Here is a 17172-nt window from a genome sequence, read left to right as displayed (position 1 = left end):
GCGTCAGACACCGAGAATTATCATCAAAGCCCGGATAATTGATTTCTGACGCACCAGACACCGAGAATTATCATCAAAACCCGGATAATTGATTGAGGTGCGTAGCGCCGATAATGATTCGGTGAGTACCGTAGGGTGCGTCAGACACCGAGAATTATCATCAAAGCCCGGATAATTGATTTCTGACGCACCAGACACCGAGAATTATCATCAAAGCCCGGATAATTGATTTCTGACGCACCAGACACCGAGAATTATCATCAAAGCCCGGATAATTGATTTCTGACGCACCAGACACCGAGAATTATCATCAAAACCCGGATAATTGATTTCTGACGCACCAGACACCGAGAATTATCATCAAAGCCCGGATAATTGATTTCTGACGCACCAGACACCGAGAATTATCATCAAAACCCGGATAATTGATTGAGGTGCGTAGCGCCGATAATGATTCGGTGAGTACCGTAGGGTGCGTCAGACACCGAGAATTATCATCAAAGCCCGGATAATTGATTTCTGACGCACCAGACACCGAGAATTATTATCAAAGCCCGGATAATTGATTTCTGACGCACCAGACACCGAGAATTATCATCAAAGCCCGGATAATTGATTTCTGACGCACCAGACACCGAGAATTATCATCAAAACCCGGATAATTGATTGAGGTGCGTAGCGCCGATAATGATTCGGTGAGTACCGTAGGGTGCGTCAGACACCGAGAATTATCATCAAAGCCCGGATAATTGATTTCTGACGCACCAGACACCGAGAATTATCATCAAAGCCCGATAATTGATTGAGGTGCGTAGCGCCGATAATGATTCGGTGAGTACCGTAGGGTGCGTCAGACACCGAGAATTATCATCAAAGCCCGGATAATTGATTTCTGACGCACCAGACACCGAGAATTATCATCAAAGCCCGGATAATTGATTGAGGTGCGTAGCGCCGATAATGATTCGGTGAGGATTTAGATAGCCTGCTTCTGACGCACCCTACGAAAATGATTAAGTCGAACCGAGGTTACAAATTAGAATCCGTGACCGCGCCGCGACTGCTAGTAGATACCAACTTAGCATACTTAGCCAGGACTCCCCTAGTATAGCGAGGTTGACGAGGCTGCCATGCTTCCCGTCGCGCCTGTAATTCCTCATCCGTGATATTAACTTGTAATAGGCGGGCTTTAGCATCAATAGTAATACTATCGCCCTCCTTAACTAAGGCGATCGCACCTCCCACCGCCGCCTCTGGTGCCACATGACCCACAACCAGACCATAGGTTCCCCCAGAGAAGCGACCATCAGTAATCAGCCCCACAGAATCCCCCAAACCAGCCCCAATAATAGCCGAAGTAGGAGCAAGCATCTCCCGCATTCCCGGACCTCCTTTCGGTCCCTCATAGCGGACAATAATCACATCTCCGGGATTAATTGAACCCGCCAGAATTGCCTCAAGACATTCCTCCTCCGACTCAAACACCCTAGCCGGTCCAGTAATTTGAGGATTTTTCACCCCAGTAATTTTAGCCACCGCCCCCTCTGAAGCCAGATTACCTTTAAGAATAGCCAAATGTCCCTGAGCATACATAGGATTATCCCAAGGGCGAATCACCTCCTGGTTAGGGTCAGGTTCAGTCGGGATATCAGCCAACTGTTGGGCAATAGTTTGACCAGTAATTGTCAAAGCATCACCATGCAACAAACCATGTTCCAACAACATTTTCATCACCAGGGGAACTCCCCCGGCTTGGTGAAATTCCGTAGTGACAAACCGACCACTAGGTTTGAGGTCGCACAATACCGGAACCCGTTGTCGCATAGTTTCAAAATCATCCAGAGTTAGTTCTACCCCCATAGAACTGGCGATCGCCAGTAAGTGTAGCACCGCATTAGTAGAACCCCCCACAGCCATAATCACCGCCATAGCATTTTCAAAAGCATCACGGGTGAGAATTTGGCTCGGTAAAATCTGTTTCCGAATCGCCTCAGCCAATACAAACGCCGATTGTTCAGTGCTTTCGGCTTTTTCCGCATCTTCAGCCGCCATAGTCGAAGAGTACATCAAACTCATCCCCATAGCCTCAAAAGCTGACGACATAGTATTAGCCGTAAACATACCACCACAGGAACCCGCCCCAGGACAAGCATTACGTTCAATCCCCAGTAATTCCTCATCAGGGATTTTCCCAGCGCTATGTTGTCCCACCGCTTCAAAGGCACTAACCACAGTGAGGTCACAGCCATTGTAGTGACCCGGTTTGATAGTTCCCCCGTAAACAAAAATTGCCGGAATATTCATGCGAGCAATGGCAATCATCGCCCCAGGCATATTTTTATCACATCCGCCAATAGCTAACACCCCATCCATACTCTGACCATTACAGACAGTTTCTATGGAATCGGCAATTACATCCCGCGACACTAGGGAATATTTCATCCCTTCCGTACCCATAGAGATACCATCACTGATAGTAATGGTTCCAAACAGTTGGGGCATAGTTCCCGATTGTCTCAAGGCCGCTTCTGCCCGCAATGCTAAATCATTTAAGCCCATATTGCACGGAGTAATGGTACTATAACCATTAGCAATGCCCACAATGGGTTTATTGAAATCCTCATCACCAAAGCCTACAGCCCTTAACATAGCCCGGTTAGGGGTTCGCTGGTTGCCCTGGGTAATCGCTTTACTTCTGAAATTATCTGACATCTCTGCTTTCCTGTTTCTACTAAATCTTGGGGGGTTGACCTGTTTTTTCTGGTATCTTTCCCTAATGATCCTATAATTTACCAGGTTCGTGATGCTATAGCGATCGCTAATTTGGGGCAGATAATCACCAGTGTCCCTCAAATTCTAAACTATCACCTCAGATGTGCCATTTTCAGGAGATGATGGTTATATACAGGTTATGACTACACGATTGGACATATAGCCCTGAAAGTCGGGAAACTTGTTGAAATCATAATTCTGAGGGGTTTTAGCCCACAACTGGTTAATACTGCAATACTGATAATGAGGTTAATTAAACATGGAGGTTGAGGAGCTACTCAAACAATATGCCGCAGGTGAAAGAATGTTTCGGTCTGTGAACCTGGTTGGGGTCAATCTCAGCGATATGGATCTGCGAGAGGTTAGCTTTATCAGGGCTAATCTCGAAAATACTAGCTTCATTAATACTAATCTAAGTGGCTCTAATTTCCGTGAGTCTAAATTGATGGGAGTCGATCTCACTGATGCTCAACTGGCTGATGCTAACCTGATTAGCGCTAATTTAACTGATGCTAATTTTTCTAGGGCTAATCTAACCGGGGCTAGTATGCGGGGGTCTATCTCCAAAAATGTCACCTTAAATATGGCTAATCTTACTGATGCTAATTTGGCTGAGGCTAATTTTACTGAAGCCAATTTTATTGGGGCTCATCTTGTTAACAGCACTTTGATCCGAACTAATTTGTTAAAGGCAAATTTGAGTGGTGCTAACTTGGATGGGGCTAATCTTACTAATGTGATTATGCGCGATTCTACCCTTGAGGGTGCTAATTTATCCAATGCTACCCTCAGTGGCGCGATGCTGATGGGAGCAAATTTTCATCAAGCTGATTTGAGTCGGGTTACTATGGTGGGGGCTGATTTAACTGATGCTAACCTCAGTGAAGCCAACCTACGGGCGGCTAATATCAGTTGGACCAGTTTAAGGGGGGCTAATATGAGTCGCGCCCGACTTTATCGCACTAAACTCAATTGGTCTAATCTCAGTGGCGTTAATTTGATTGAGGCTGTCATGTTGGACACGGTACTCTACCGCGCTAATTTGCGTGATGCTGATTTGCGGGGCGCTATTTTACCTGATTAATTAGCCTTTAGGGCGAGAATCCCGCAATAATTAGGGGAATTAATATCAGGGCTGTTAACACCACTGTTACTGTGATCGGATCTATCTCGGGCTTTGGTTGCGGATTGCTCATGATTATTACTTAGTGCTACAGGACATCAAAATTAGTCTTTCTGACTCCCCCTTGGTTAATTAGTCTAACTTAGAGAAAATTGGGTTTCTATACTATCGACTGGGTAATTATAGCATAGTGTCTCAAATTTGTATATATTTATGCTCCATAAGTTCTGATGGAAATCCGGCTCTATACCATGATCAATATGGTTGAATTGCCATTGAGGTTTGAGAAACTATTTCGGATGTTAATATTTGTTAATGTGGCTAGAGTGAACCCGACAGAGTATGCTACAAGGTTGAATTAATTTGTGGTGAGGAGTAATTCCAATGCAGTGGACAAATACATTAAATTTCATTGCCGCTACCCCAACTATTATTGGTATAAGTGTTTTAGGAGTTGCTGTTCCTAAAGCCTTGGCTGATATTGTCTGTCGGGGAACTATTTTCCGGACCGACGCAGATAACCTATCTTTTTCTGTTCCCTGGAGTCCTAATACTGGCTTTGAACAGGAAGTAGAGTTTCGTAATGCTCGGACGGGTGCGGGTATCGCTCAATCTTCCCGTTTAAAATTCGATCGCACAAATGATCAGGGTCAACGGCTTTATCGTGGCAATGTCAGCGGTATGGCTAGTGTCACTTTAATTGATTTGGCAGAGTTTCAACCTAGACCCGGAACTAAAGTTTCCGTATCCTATGATGGTCAATGGGGACGCGGAACCTGTTCTGGTCTTTAGTATCTTCGATCGCTTAATGTGCCTTATCCTCATCTCTGTGGCAGATATTCCGAAGTTGACAGGGACGTGATCAAACTTAACAATAGGTGTCACTTGACAATTCAGGTTATCGTGTTCTGTGCTAGAAATTAGGTAGAGGTGCGAGACGTTCAGGCATGAAATAAGGTTGAAATACCTGAAATAACCGCCTGGTGGGGACTTCAACCCCTTGATTGAATATAAGGAGATCTCTCCTGACCATCCTCATAACTGTTTATATGTCCCAACGATTAGTATCCCACGATACAAATCAAGGCAGGGAACCCAAGGTCAAAACAAACTAACCCATACAAATTCCTTATAGTAATCTTAGAAATAGATAAGTAGAAGTTAGGAAGTTAGGGTAACGGCGATAGCCACCCCCAGTTGTGGGAATCACAACCCCAGGATTGAAGCGGGGAACGGAAGGCTCCGAGGTGTAACCCAACACCAGAATCGAGACCACTGCCAACCATCCATGATTAGGGAAACCGAATGTCTGGCTTGAACCATCGTCAAATTTGAGCAGCGAAACAGGTTGATACGCTGCGCTCAAAAGAGTAAGGGGAAAAGTAGGAGCATCGCTACACTACCTACATAGACCTTTAAAAGTACCCCGGTGGATAGGACAAATCTAAAGATGGAATGCCCATATAAACGGAACGTTTTAAGTCCTCTTAGACTCTGATTATCTGGTCGAGATATCAGTAGGGATAAGTGTAACCGCAAGTCTTAGAGGATGTGAGATGTGACCAGAAGCCAACGCCCTGCTGTAATAGTAGGGATATGCTGACAGGTCACGGTTTGATTGTAAGAAATAGAGTCAAGTAGGTGTACAAATGGCGATAGCGAGTTTAAAAAAAGGATTTGGCAAGCCCAAACCAATCAAGACTACGAACAACGCATGGAAGATAATCCCGTGGACTAAGGTTCAACGGAAAGTTTTCAAGCTCCAAAAGAGTATATTTCAAGCGGCTAAATCGGGACAGGATGCAAAGGTAAGAAGGTTACAACGTCTATTGGTGAAATCATACTATGCCCGACTCTTAGCAGTGCGACTGTAGGGGCGGGTTCCACGGTCAGCCATGCTTCCCAACAGTCAGCTTAATAAACCCGCCCCCCAAGCGGGTCAAGGCAAGAAAACAGCCGGTGTTGATGGAGTAAAAGTAATCTCTCCAAGACAAAGGTTCGAGCTTGTTAAGAACATTAAGGGAAATCTCAAAGCAAAACCACTGCGACGGGTGTGGATTCCAAAACCTGGTAGGGATGAAAAAAGCTGGAATAGGAATTCCCACAATCCAAGATAGAGCGAGGCAAGCCTTGGTTAAGTCGGTTCTCGAACCTGAATGGGAATCGAGATTTGAAAACACAAGCTATGGGTTCCGACCCGGACGGTCAGCCCAAGATGCAATAGCCAGGATTTACCAGAGTATCAACAAAGGTGAATATTTCGTGCTAGATGCAGATATAGCGTGCGAGACGTTTAGGAGTGAAATAGGGCTGCAATGCCTGAAATAACCTCCTAGTGGGACTTCCACCCCTTGGTGGAATATAAGGGATTCGCACCCCTGACCATCCCATAACTATCTATGTGTCTCAACATCTGGCTTCGACAACCAGATAAGGCAGAGAGACTCAAGGTCAAGACTGAGCGAAAAAAAAGAGGGAAGTTGTGAACCCCTTGAGTATAACGTAAGGTTGAGAGTAACGGCGGTAGCCACCCCCAATTTGAGGATTCACACTCAACGGGTTGAAGCGGGGAACGGAAGGCGTAATAGAGGAACCTACCTCTCACTCGAGCACTGCCAACCATCCATGATTAGGGAAACCGAATGTCCGGCTTGAACCATTGTAATGCGTCAGTAGCGAAATAGGTTGATACGCTGCGCTCAAAAGGGCGAGGGAAAAAAAGTAGGAGGCTGCTATAACTACCTACACAGACCTTTAAAAGTACCCCGGTGGATAGGACAAATCTAAAGATGGAATGCCCGCATAGATGGAACGTTTAAACCCCTCATTGGCTCTCAAGTGGCGGGATGTACCCGTGGAGTAGTGAAAAGTGTAAGCGTATGCCTTTAAGGGGAAAGGATGTGATTGAAAGCTAATGCCTAACTGTAATGGTTAGGATATGCCCACTAATCACGGTGTGGATATAGAGACCGCGATAAGTAAGAGTTTAATGGCAGCGAGTTGAAAGACTAACGCAAGCATATAGCTTTGAAAGTTGAGGTCATAAAGCAGGGGGTTGTAACCCTGTTCCCAGTGACAAAAGGGGTATCTACATCAGGAGCCGTGTGCTGGGAAACTCGCGAGCACGGTTTGGAATGGGAGGGGTAGGCTGTGAAGTTTATCTCGACCCCTAACAAAATGCTCTTACCGTGAACCATGATTACCTACTGTCCAAAATTCATTGTCTAAGCCGCCTAAAAAGAGACCTGAAACAATGGCTCAAAGCGGGAGTGCTAGATAACGGTGTATTCGAGGATACAGAAGCAGGGACACCTCAAGGAGGGGTAATAAGTCCAATACTCGCTAACATCGCACTGTTGGGGATGATTAGGTTAATTGAAAAACTGTACCCTAAGAAAACAGACAATCGCCCGTATGCGAATGTCATAAGATACGCCGATGATTTTGTGGTCATCTCAAAAGACCTAGGAATCATTGAACAGTGCCAAACTGCAATCACCGAATGGCTTAAACCTGTAGGCTTATAAATAAAACCTGAAAAAACTCGAATCTGTCACACGCTCAAACCTATTGAGTATGATGATAAAACAGAGAAACCAGGGTTCGACTTTCTAGGATTCAATATCAGGCAATATCCAGTAGGAAAATATAAATCTGGAAAAACAGGGGGACCTAAGAGCCGATTAATCGGACATAAAACCCACATAAAACCCAGCCAAAAAGCAGTTAAAGCCCATACAGAAGTGATTAAAGGTGTAATAGAACAACATAAAACAGCACCTCAGTCAGCCCTGATTAGCAGACTAAACCCGATTGTCCGAGGATGGTGAAACTATTATTCAGCGGTAGTCTCAACCGAGACATTCAACAAACTAGACAACATAGTTTGGCAAATGATACGGGCATGGACAGTGTCAAGATGCGGAAAGGCAAGCCATGAAAAGCTAAGGAATTACTTCAGAAATGGAACAGTTAAACTTAGCAATGGGAAAGAAAGACACGAAAATTGGATGTTCCAAACCAAAGATGGGTTACATCTATTCAAACACAACTGGACTCCAATTGTCAGACATACCTTAATACGCCCTGACGCAACACTTTATGACGGAAATTGGACCTACTGGGCAACCAGGAAGGGACGAGCAATCGATACGCCAAATAGGGTAGCAAAACTACTCAAAAAGCAAAAAGGTAGATGTACCTGGTGTGGGCAATACTTTACCCCATCAGACTTAATTGAAGTAGACCACGTTGTACCTAGAAGCCAAGGCGGAAAGGATGAATACAAGAATCTTCAAATATTACATCGCCACACCCGCGACAATAAAACAGCTCTTGATGAAAGAGATGTTGCTGTACTCTTAACAAAGAGACGGTCAAACTAGGAGCCGTATGAGGTGAAAATCTCATGTACGGTTCTGCTGCTGAATGGGAGGGGTAGACCGTGAGGTCTATCTCGACCCCTAATATTTCCCGCTGCGGTGCTGAGGTAAAAACCTAACCGTAAGAAGGGAGTCTTGTATCTGCTATGATGCTTGAATAGCCCAGGGACTCTGGGTGATAATGCCTGTGGAGGTATCGGAACGGGGCAACAATGTTGGGAGGCTTAGGCCACTTGTACCAACGAACTGCTAGGGAAGACCAAGGAAACAGGAATGCCTTATCGCGAGCATGATTTAATCTCAAATTAGGTTAACATTTTACGGCAATACAGTATAATACCAAGTATGGTGCGAGACCTTAGGGTATGAAATAGAGCTGAAATGGGCGAAATAACTACCCGGTGAGGACTTCAACCCCTTGGTTGATTGGGTCGCATCCCTGACCATCCCATAACACAGCCTGATTTTTTAGCCAACCTTCGAGACTGCCAATATGGCCAGTCAGGTGAAGCGTCTAATCAGGTCTAAGACTGCCCGCGCCATGCTGACATGGGCGCATTATCGATTCAAACTAACCCTGAGACATCAAGCGGAAATAACTGAACAGTTGTAGATGTGACCTAAGAATACACCAGCAAAACCTGTACTCACTGTGGTCATGTCCATTCCCAGCTAGGTGGCTCAAAAGTGTTCCGATGTCCGGAGTGCGGGTTCACTCTACCACGGGACTGGAACGGTGCTTTTGGAATCTTTCTAAAAGCTTTGCGGGATACCGCCTCTGTTACCTTAACGGGTAATAGTGCTATCGTCGCATTGTCCGGGAACAACCCGAAAAATGTCGCGTAAATGTATCAGGTAGGGAAGCCCTCATCGTAATCTTGGATTCGATGACGGGAGGGTGTAGCGCGTAAATTGGTTATATTATAGACCTGGGCTTCCGGAAGGCGAATCTAGGGTGTATAAAATAGCGAGGGGAGGTTTTGATCTCCTCGTTGCGAAACCTTATCAACCAAGTTATCCGTGTGAGGAGAGAGAGAGTGTCGAAACGATCATTAAATCTTTGGCTGCTCAGTCCAGCAGTATTGGGAGCTAGTCTATTAGCCTCTCTACCTGCGGTGGCGGAAATTTCGGCTACTGAGACAGGAGAAACAGAATTAACGACAAACAACGCTATCACGATCGCATCTATCGAGGATGTGACAGCAGACTTACCGCAGCAACTAGCTCAAGTTCCAGTGAACCCCCATGCTGGCGGTGCATTTTCCCAGGCTAACTCAGTCGTGGGCAAAGCGTACCAAGAAATTCCCCTCGCTGACCTAGATGCTCCCAACGCCAATGGGAATACCCTAAATCAGCTCAATCAATACGGTCGAGAAGGACAAAGCCGGAGACAGTCTCAGGTGACTTCAGTTTCCCAGTTGTCGGACGTACAGCCTACAGATTGGGCATTCCAAGCACTCCAGTCCTTGGTTGAGCGCTATGGTTGTATTGCAGGTTATCCAGATGGGACATTCCGAGGAAACCGTGCCTTAACCCGTTTTGAATTTGCAGCGGGGGTTAACGCCTGTTTGGAAAGGGTTAACGAATTAATTAACGCCGCCACAGCGGACCTAGTGACTCGGGAAGACCTGGCAAAAATGCAGCGACTGATGGAAGAGTTCGCGGCGGAATTAGCCAGCATTCGCGGACGGGTAACGGTGTTAGAAGCTCGTACTGCGGAATTAGAAGCTAACCAATTCTCCACGACAACCAAGCTGCATGGGGAAGTCGTCTTTTGGCCGGGTGATAGCTTTGGCGATCGCGCTAGACATAACGTGGCTGGAGGTCCCTTTAGCCGCCGCAATAGTGACCCGACCCAAACCTATCTTGGCTATCGAGTTCGCTTAGACTTCGATACTAGCTTCACCGGGCGGGATCTGTTAAAAACCCGTTTACAGGTTTACGACAATCCGAACCTGAGCGACTTCGACCTAACCAATAGCCTGATGGCTCGGACTCCCTTTGATGGGACTTCCAACGGGGTAGAGCTGGATGATTTATACTACCGTTTCCCAGCTTTCAATAACCGGGCGCAAATCTTTATCGGTGCTAACAGCCTCGATTTAGATGACACCATGGAAATTCTCACCCCCTTTAATAGTGACGGTACGGGTTCAATTTCCATGTTTGGACAGCGCAACCCGGCGATTTTCCGAGGTCCAGAAGGAGCCGGGGTAGGGGCTAACTTTGCCTTTGGCGATCGAGACCGTTACCGATTGAATCTGAGTTATTTAGCTGGTAACGCATCGGATGCTACTGCTGGTAATGGCTTATTTAACGGTAGTAATACAGCATCGGCTCAGTTTGTGTTTGAACCGACGGAAAAACTGGGATTTGCGGTAGAATATGCCCGCAAGTATTTCACTAACGGCGGTGTAGAGGTAGCTGGCGGGACTGGTAGCTGGATTGCCGATCGCCCCTTTGGTGATAACGCCACCACCAGTGATAACCTAGGTTTGCAATTTAATTGGCGGCTGGCTAACAGCTTCCAGTTAGGGGGTTGGTTCGGTGCTACCTGGGCTAACCAACAGAATAATGGCAGTGATAGCGCGACTATTCTCAACTGGGCGGTAACTCTTGGTTTCCCCGATTTACTCCGAGAAGGCGACACAGGCGCATTAATTGTGGGAATGCCTCCTAAAGTTACGAACCATGACAGACCAAGCCTAGAAAATAGTGATACTTCGCTGCACATTGAAGCCTTCTATCACTTCCCCTTCAGCGAGTATATTTCGATTACTCCGGGAGGATACTTTATCACCAATCCTGGTCATAACGATCGCAATGCGACCATTTTCGTGGGAACCCTGAGAACGACATTCCAGTTCTAAGCCCGGTTCCATTCAGATGTTAGCGCCTTGAGTTTTGAGCGACCCCATATCGGTTCTCAAAACTCATTTTTTTGTTATATCTTAGGGAAAAGTTAGCCAACAAAAAGGAGATCCAATCGAAACCATACACGGAAACCTGCAAGGTCTCAAACCGAGTCAGCTTAAACAACTGCAACGCCTGTACCATCAAAAACTCCCAGGCGATCGCATTACCACTTCAGAATTTGCCCAGCGACTAGCGGGGGTAAGTACAGACATCAAGGAGCCCGTCTGCGCCTATATAAACCGCCGTGGGCAGGTGATTAGGGTGGGAGTAGGCACTGTCAGTCAGACCCGCATTCCTGCCCTAGAATTGCCCCGCTACGGTAACGGTCGCCTCAGTGGTATTCGGTGTATAGCCACCCAGTTAAAATCTGATCTACCTAGGGAGTCAGTCTTAACGGCCATGGCTATGCAACGGTTAGATGTTTTGGCAATTTTGACCCTGACCGGAAGCGGGTTTGAACGTCGAGGGGGGGGTGGCACAGGTTATGTGAAAGAAGCCTATCTCGCCCATTTATTGCCCCAAGGGGAAGGGGAAAACCAGACCCAACTTGATAGTCCTCTGGCTCCAGTACCCTATTATGTTTCATCCCCCATGAGTCTTGATGTTCTCTCTAACCAAGATTTCCTGGATTTGGTAGATGGACTAGAAGCGGAATTTCAGCGGGAATTTGTCGCCCTTGATGTCAACTCTGACCAAGATAGGGTGCTATTGGTGGGGGTACAAACTGACAAAATTTCCACCCAGAGATTTGAAGAAGGGTTAGCGGAATTAGGGCGGCTGGTGGATACTGCGGGGGGTATTGTCCTGCAAACTCTGCGCCAAAAGCGATCGCGTCCCCATCCCCAAACCGTAGTCGGAGAGGGAAAAACTCAGGAAATTGCCCTGGCGGCGCAAACTCTGGGGGCGACGTTAATTGTTTTCGATCGCAGTTTATCTCCCGCGCAAGTCCGTAATTTGGAAACCCGCATTGGAGTCCGAGTAGTCGATCGCACGGAAGTTATCTTAGATATTTTCGCCCAACGCGCCCAGTCTGGGGCGGGAAAATTACAGGTTGAACTGGCGCAGCTAGAATACAGTCTACCGCGTCTCACGGGAAGGGGTCAGGCTATGTCTCGGTTAGGTGGCGGTATTGGTACTCGTGGACCTGGGGAAACTAAACTAGAAACGGAAAGACGAGCCATTCAGCGGCGCATCGCCCGCCTTCAGCAGGAGGTTAACCAACTACAGGCCCATCGTGCCCGTCTCCGCCAACGTCGCCAACGCCAGGAGGTTCCTACATTGGCTATTGTGGGCTATACGAATGCGGGTAAGTCTACTTTGCTTAATGTTCTCACGGCTTCGGAAATTTACGCGGCTGACCAATTGTTTGCTACTCTCGACCCGACTAGCCGCCGCCTAACTATCCCGGATGCGGTGACGGAAGAACCCCAAAATATTGTAATTACTGATACGGTGGGGTTTATTCATGAATTACCCCCGGCTTTAATTGATGCTTTTCGGGCTACTTTAGAGGAGGTGACTGATGCTGATGTGCTGCTGCATTTGGTAGATTTATCTCACCCGGCTTGGCAGGCACAAATTCAATCGGTTATGGAGATTTTAACTCAAATGCCGATTACTCCGGGTCCGGCTTTATTGGCTTTTAATAAAATCGATTCTGTGGATGGGGAAACTCTCCGTTTTGCCCAGGAAGAATACCCCCAAGCTGTGTTTATTTCTGCTGCTAATGCGCTGGGTTTGGAAACTCTCCGCCTCCGAATGGCACAGTTGATTGATTATGCGATCGCTAATCAATAAGTCGATTTCCTCAATAGGCGATCGCCTATTGTGGTAAAATGGGGGGGCTTTCTAGTCAATTACTTATGACCATTGGGCGATCGCTTTGTCGGGTAGCGATTTATGGGGGAATATGTTTTGGGGCTTCCGTCTTATTGCCGGAGTTAGCCCTCCCGGTCGCTTTTTTATCGACTGACAAAGGCCAAGACATCTTGACCAAAGTGGGCGAAATGATTAGCAGTGTGACGGCGGGTAACACGGCTAATGCTATTGATAATTTTGACCCAAGGGGTTCTGATCACGTTCCGTTAGAGAATGAGGATTTAATTCGCGTTTGTGGAAAGGCGATCGCTCAAATTATTTTACTGGCTGCCCAACAGTATAATAACCGCAATTTCAAAGATTATAATAAAAAATATTCCGAACATCTAAAAATGATAGCCGCCCAAGCTACAGAAAAATGGGTAGAATTGGCGCGTTTTGAATTTGCTCAATCTAAATATCAACAGTTAACCGAGGGAGAAATTCCCTTAATTATTACCCCCACAGAAGAAGGGTTAACTCAAGCGGAAATTTTGACCGTTGAAGAGTGGCGGAATATTTTAGCCAAATTAGATTTAAAGGCGGTAGAGTCACAGAAAGGCGTTGATTTGCCGGATTATGTGCGCCAATATGTTGCGGAATTACTCCAGAAAGAATTTCCGCGAGTCTTACGAGAAGCCTTAAAACAGGACTTTAAAGCCGATGGTAAAGCCTTTGCTGGGTTAATGATTCAACTTATAACAGGAATTTGGCAACAAGTAGCCCAACTGGGTGAAATTGCCCCAATTTCCTTGGCAAAACTGAATGATATAGAACAGCAGTTAGCCGGAACCCAACAGCAGATCCAGCAATTATTGATCGATATTTCTAACCGGATGATGGAAACCGGGTTTGAGAAACTTTGCCACGAATTTGGACTTTTTGAGACCAACATTAACCAAAACCTGCAAACAATCCAAGAATCACTGAATGAGATTAACGAGAGAACCAAAAGAATTGATCAATCAATACAGAAATTAATACAAACATTAAACCTAAGTGAGCAAAGTATTAAGGATAAACTTTTGCATTTAGATTATCGTGAGCAAGTTCGTTCATTGGAGGATTTTTTAGATCAAGATAGAATAGTCGGAGCGTTTTGGATTTATGGTTCCAATCAATCTGAACCCCATTGGTTAGTCACTTCTCTCATAGAAAATGTCCTCAATGTTAAAATAGAGACAAGTAACACATCAAGTCGTGTTGTGTCTCTTAGTTTTGTTGGCAACACTCAAAGTCATTGCTTAGACAACATTATCGATAGTATTAGTAAAGCATTTCAAATAGAAAACCCAACAGTTTCAAAAAAAGGCAATATTGAGCAACAACTTGATAACTATGAAGAATATGTTTTGCGGGAAAAATTAACTTATATTATAGAACAAATTTGTATTCGTTGGCAGACGAAAAGTGTCGTTATATTGGCTGAGATTAAAAAGGGAGTAGACCCGGAAATTGTTGAGGAGTTTATTAACAAACTATGGAAGCCTCTAGCGAAATTAGCTTATGAGTTAAGGCAGAAACATTATAATATTTATAATTATAGTTTGATGCTATTTTTAGTCGATGTGCATGGATGTACAAACAACTGGGAAATTAACTTTACGGAAGATATTTTATCAGAACAAATACCCGAAATCCCCATTAGGTTAACTGAAATCCAACCGATTCCACGAGAGCAATTAAGACAATGGTTTCGCACCCATCTATTGAATGATCCAAGGTTAATCAATAATCCAATATTAAAACATAATAAAGACCAATTAATTGAGAAAATGTTGGATCTTATTTCATACCATAATAATATATATCAAGAAAAGGTGTTTTATCAAATTTGCAAGCTTTTTGAAATTGACATTAACTGGATATAAAACCGATAACTTATCATGGAAGTATTTGATATGGATAACAGAGTGAATCAACCAATGTCTAATCAACGCTATACCGGAAAAGTTCACCCTCCTACAGACCATAAGGAGAATGGACAGCGAGTTTATCCCTATTTACCCAGTGATGAACTTGTGGAAGCCGTTAATTTAGCCATTATTTTACAGCGTCCTTTGCTGCTGCAAGGTGAACCCGGTTGTGGTAAAACGAAATTAGCCCAAGCTGTCGCCTATGAGTTGGGCTTACCCTATCTCTGCTGGACGATTAAATCCACCAGTCGCGCCCAAGATGGACTCTATACCTATAATAATTTAGCCAGACTGCGGGACTCTCAATTACTGGCTTTAGGTCAAATTACTGACCCGGAAGAAATCCGGCGGATTAAAGACCCTAAAACCTATGTAGAATTGGGTAAACTTGGGGAGGCTTTTCTCAGCGATAAAACCACGGTTTTATTGATTGATGAAATTGACAAGGCGGATATTGATTTCCCCAATGATTTATTATTGGAGTTAGACGAAAAACGCTTTACTATCCCCGAAATGAAAAAGGAAAAGACTGCTAAACATCCTCCGATTATTTTGATTACCAGTAATCAGGAACGAGATTTACCGGATGCTTTTTTAAGGCGCTGTTTATTTCATTATATTGAGTTTCCCAATAAAGAACGGTTAATTGAGATTATTATTGCTCGCTTTTTTGGGGTTACCGAAGATAAATCAACGATTCCCGACCCCGACGAAAATCAGTTGATTCAAGAAGTGGTGGCGAAGTTCTCGGAATTGCGGGAGTTGTTGGATAAGGAAAAAGGACAAAGGGGTAAAAATATCAGTACCAGTGAGTTGATTGATTGGTTTGATGTCCTGCGTCGATATCCTCATGATGAGGTCCTGAAACAGTTACAGGGTAAACTTCCCTATTTGGGGGTTTTACTGAAAAGTTGGGATGACCACCGACTTTATTTAAGCAAATTGTAGGGGGAAGGATGAAAGTTAATGATTTACCCCTGCGAGAGTTGTTTGATAAGCTGCGTCAAGCGGGTTGGGTGTTGGGGATTGATGAATATGAACTGCTGTTAGAAGCGTTGATGAAAGGGTTTGGCATTGAGGATGAAGCGGCGTTAAAAAGACTCTGTAAAACTTTGTGGGTGAAGTCGGTTGAAGATGAAAAAAATTTCAATTCTTATTTTAATGAGGTGATGTCTAAATCCCTTGAGAATCCATTGGTAACAGTCGAGCAACCTACCGCCCAACAGCCCCCAATTCCGACAGCACAGCCACAGGTAAAACAGGTAAAAACGACACCCACATTACCTCGAAATGATGAGAGGGTATCACCGGATAAATTACCGCCGCCTGAACCACGCCGTGACCAACCCCCACAGCCACAAACTCAGCCATCTTCGGAAGCTGAAAAATCAGAACCGGCTGAATCTGAATTTATGCCGCAAGAGGTGGCGGTAGAAATAGATGATGATGTACAGTTACTGAAAACCATAACCAGTAAACAGTTTTTGTTATATTCGGATTATTTGCCGTTAACGAAAAGGAAAATGAAACAAACTTGGCGTTATTTACGCCGTCCGATTCGGGAGGGTCCATTAGTTGAATTAGATGTGACGGCAACCATAGAAAAGATTATCCGGGATGGGTTTTTCTTAGAACCGGTGTTGGTGCCGCAACGAAGGAATCGGGTTGAGTTGGTTTTGTTGTTGGATGTTGATGGTTCAATGGTGGCTTTTCATCTTTTGGGGGATAGACTTAAAGAAACTGCGACGCGGGGGGGAAAGTTAGGCGCATCGCGGGTTTATTATTTCCATAATTGTCCGGTGGATTATGTTTATGGGAAGCCGGGATATTCTGAGGCGGTGAGGGTGGAGGAGATGTTAAGGGGATTATCTCCCAATCGCGCTTGTCTGCTGATTTTTAGCGATGCTGGCGCGGCACGGGGGGGATATAGTGAGGATAGGTTACAATTGACTGAGAGATTCCTGGGGCAGTGTCAGCAACACTTACGTTATCTGGTGTGGGTGAATCCTGTACCGAGGGAACGGTGGGCAATGTCTACGGCTGGGGAAATCGGTAAGTTAATCCCGATGTTTGAATGCGATCGCCTTGGGTTACAAAATGCCGTTAAGGTGTTACGGGGAAATCCAGTGAGTTGGTCATAAAATTAGAGCAACCATTCCCATTATAAATCTTAATTAGGCAGACTGTCAAGGGATAACTGAACGGG

General features: G+C 45.2%; 14 protein-coding genes and 2 pseudogenes. 12 read left to right on the top strand and 4 right to left on the bottom strand.

Annotated features, from left to right (window positions below; genetic code table 11):
* Nucleotides 1-3 precede the first annotated feature (3 nt).
* The 4 genes from N39L_RS07305 to ilvD all read right to left on the bottom strand — a co-directional run bounded on the left by N39L_RS07305 (nucleotide 4) and on the right by ilvD (nucleotide 2712).
* The gene (locus N39L_RS07305) at nucleotides 4-198 is read right to left on the bottom strand and encodes a hypothetical protein (RefSeq protein ID WP_014274782.1); all 195 of its coding nucleotides are present in this window, start codon (nucleotides 196-198) and stop codon (nucleotides 4-6) included.
* Nucleotides 199-310: 112 nt separating this feature from the next.
* Nucleotides 311-535: a hypothetical protein gene (locus N39L_RS07300; protein ID WP_014274781.1), complete on the bottom strand. Its 225-nt coding sequence runs from the start codon at nucleotides 533-535 to the stop codon at nucleotides 311-313.
* Between the two features lie 12 nt (nucleotides 536-547).
* On the bottom strand, nucleotides 548-772 hold the full coding sequence (locus N39L_RS07295; RefSeq protein ID WP_081471148.1) for a hypothetical protein: 225 nt from the start codon (nucleotides 770-772) through the stop codon (nucleotides 548-550).
* Nucleotides 773-1029: 257 nt separating this feature from the next.
* Nucleotides 1030-2712, bottom strand: a complete 1683-nt coding sequence (gene ilvD, locus N39L_RS07290; RefSeq protein WP_006616382.1) for a dihydroxy-acid dehydratase — start codon at nucleotides 2710-2712, stop codon at nucleotides 1030-1032.
* Between the two features lie 319 nt (nucleotides 2713-3031).
* Between ilvD and N39L_RS07285 the strand changes: the two genes are divergently transcribed.
* The 12 genes and pseudogenes from N39L_RS07285 to N39L_RS07230 all read left to right on the top strand — a co-directional run bounded on the left by N39L_RS07285 (nucleotide 3032) and on the right by N39L_RS07230 (nucleotide 17107).
* Nucleotides 3032-3856 carry a pentapeptide repeat-containing protein gene (locus tag N39L_RS07285; RefSeq protein WP_006616381.1) on the top strand — a complete coding sequence of 275 codons (825 nt, stop codon included), beginning with the start codon at nucleotides 3032-3034 and terminating at the stop codon, nucleotides 3854-3856.
* Nucleotides 3857-4279: 423 nt separating this feature from the next.
* On the top strand, nucleotides 4280-4687 hold the full coding sequence (locus N39L_RS07280; protein WP_006616380.1) for a hypothetical protein: 408 nt from the start codon (nucleotides 4280-4282) through the stop codon (nucleotides 4685-4687).
* Between the two features lie 857 nt (nucleotides 4688-5544).
* The gene (locus N39L_RS07275; RefSeq protein WP_014274780.1) at nucleotides 5545-5769 is read left to right on the top strand and encodes a reverse transcriptase N-terminal domain-containing protein; all 225 of its coding nucleotides are present in this window, start codon (nucleotides 5545-5547) and stop codon (nucleotides 5767-5769) included.
* Nucleotides 5770-5790: 21 nt separating this feature from the next.
* Entirely contained in the window at nucleotides 5791-6012 is a 222-nt protein-coding gene (locus N39L_RS07270; protein WP_014274779.1) for a hypothetical protein, read from the top strand.
* A complete protein-coding gene (locus N39L_RS07265) occupies nucleotides 5972-6223 on the top strand; it encodes a reverse transcriptase domain-containing protein (protein WP_014274778.1) in 252 nt (83 codons plus the stop codon). The genes N39L_RS07270 and N39L_RS07265 overlap by 41 nt, the downstream gene beginning before the upstream one ends.
* Before the next feature lie 860 nt (nucleotides 6224-7083).
* Nucleotides 7084-8260, top strand: a pseudogene (locus N39L_RS07260) (group II intron reverse transcriptase); the annotation flags it as partial.
* A gap of 489 nt (nucleotides 8261-8749) precedes the next feature.
* Nucleotides 8750-9123 (top strand): annotated as a pseudogene (locus N39L_RS07255) (zinc ribbon domain-containing protein); the annotation flags it as partial.
* Nucleotides 9124-9314: 191 nt separating this feature from the next.
* On the top strand, nucleotides 9315-11147 hold the full coding sequence (locus tag N39L_RS07250) for an iron uptake porin (protein ID WP_043468107.1): 1833 nt from the start codon (nucleotides 9315-9317) through the stop codon (nucleotides 11145-11147).
* A gap of 307 nt (nucleotides 11148-11454) precedes the next feature.
* Entirely contained in the window at nucleotides 11455-12990 is a 1536-nt protein-coding gene (hflX, locus tag N39L_RS07245) for a GTPase HflX (protein ID WP_014274772.1), read from the top strand.
* Between the two features lie 38 nt (nucleotides 12991-13028).
* On the top strand, nucleotides 13029-14921 hold the full coding sequence (locus N39L_RS07240; RefSeq protein WP_014274771.1) for a hypothetical protein: 1893 nt from the start codon (nucleotides 13029-13031) through the stop codon (nucleotides 14919-14921).
* Nucleotides 14922-14951: 30 nt separating this feature from the next.
* Entirely contained in the window at nucleotides 14952-15914 is a 963-nt protein-coding gene (locus N39L_RS07235) for an AAA family ATPase (protein ID WP_231852118.1), read from the top strand.
* 8 nt (nucleotides 15915-15922) lie between these two features.
* Entirely contained in the window at nucleotides 15923-17107 is a 1185-nt protein-coding gene (locus N39L_RS07230; RefSeq protein ID WP_014274770.1) for a hypothetical protein, read from the top strand.
* The last annotated feature ends 65 nt before the right edge of the window (nucleotides 17108-17172 follow it).

Source organism: Limnospira platensis NIES-39 (assembly GCF_026000695.1).
Classification (GTDB): domain Bacteria; phylum Cyanobacteriota; class Cyanobacteriia; order Cyanobacteriales; family Microcoleaceae; genus Limnospira; species Limnospira platensis.
The sequence above is the reverse complement of the archived record's forward strand: the minus strand, read 5'-3'. Positions and strand labels throughout refer to the sequence as shown.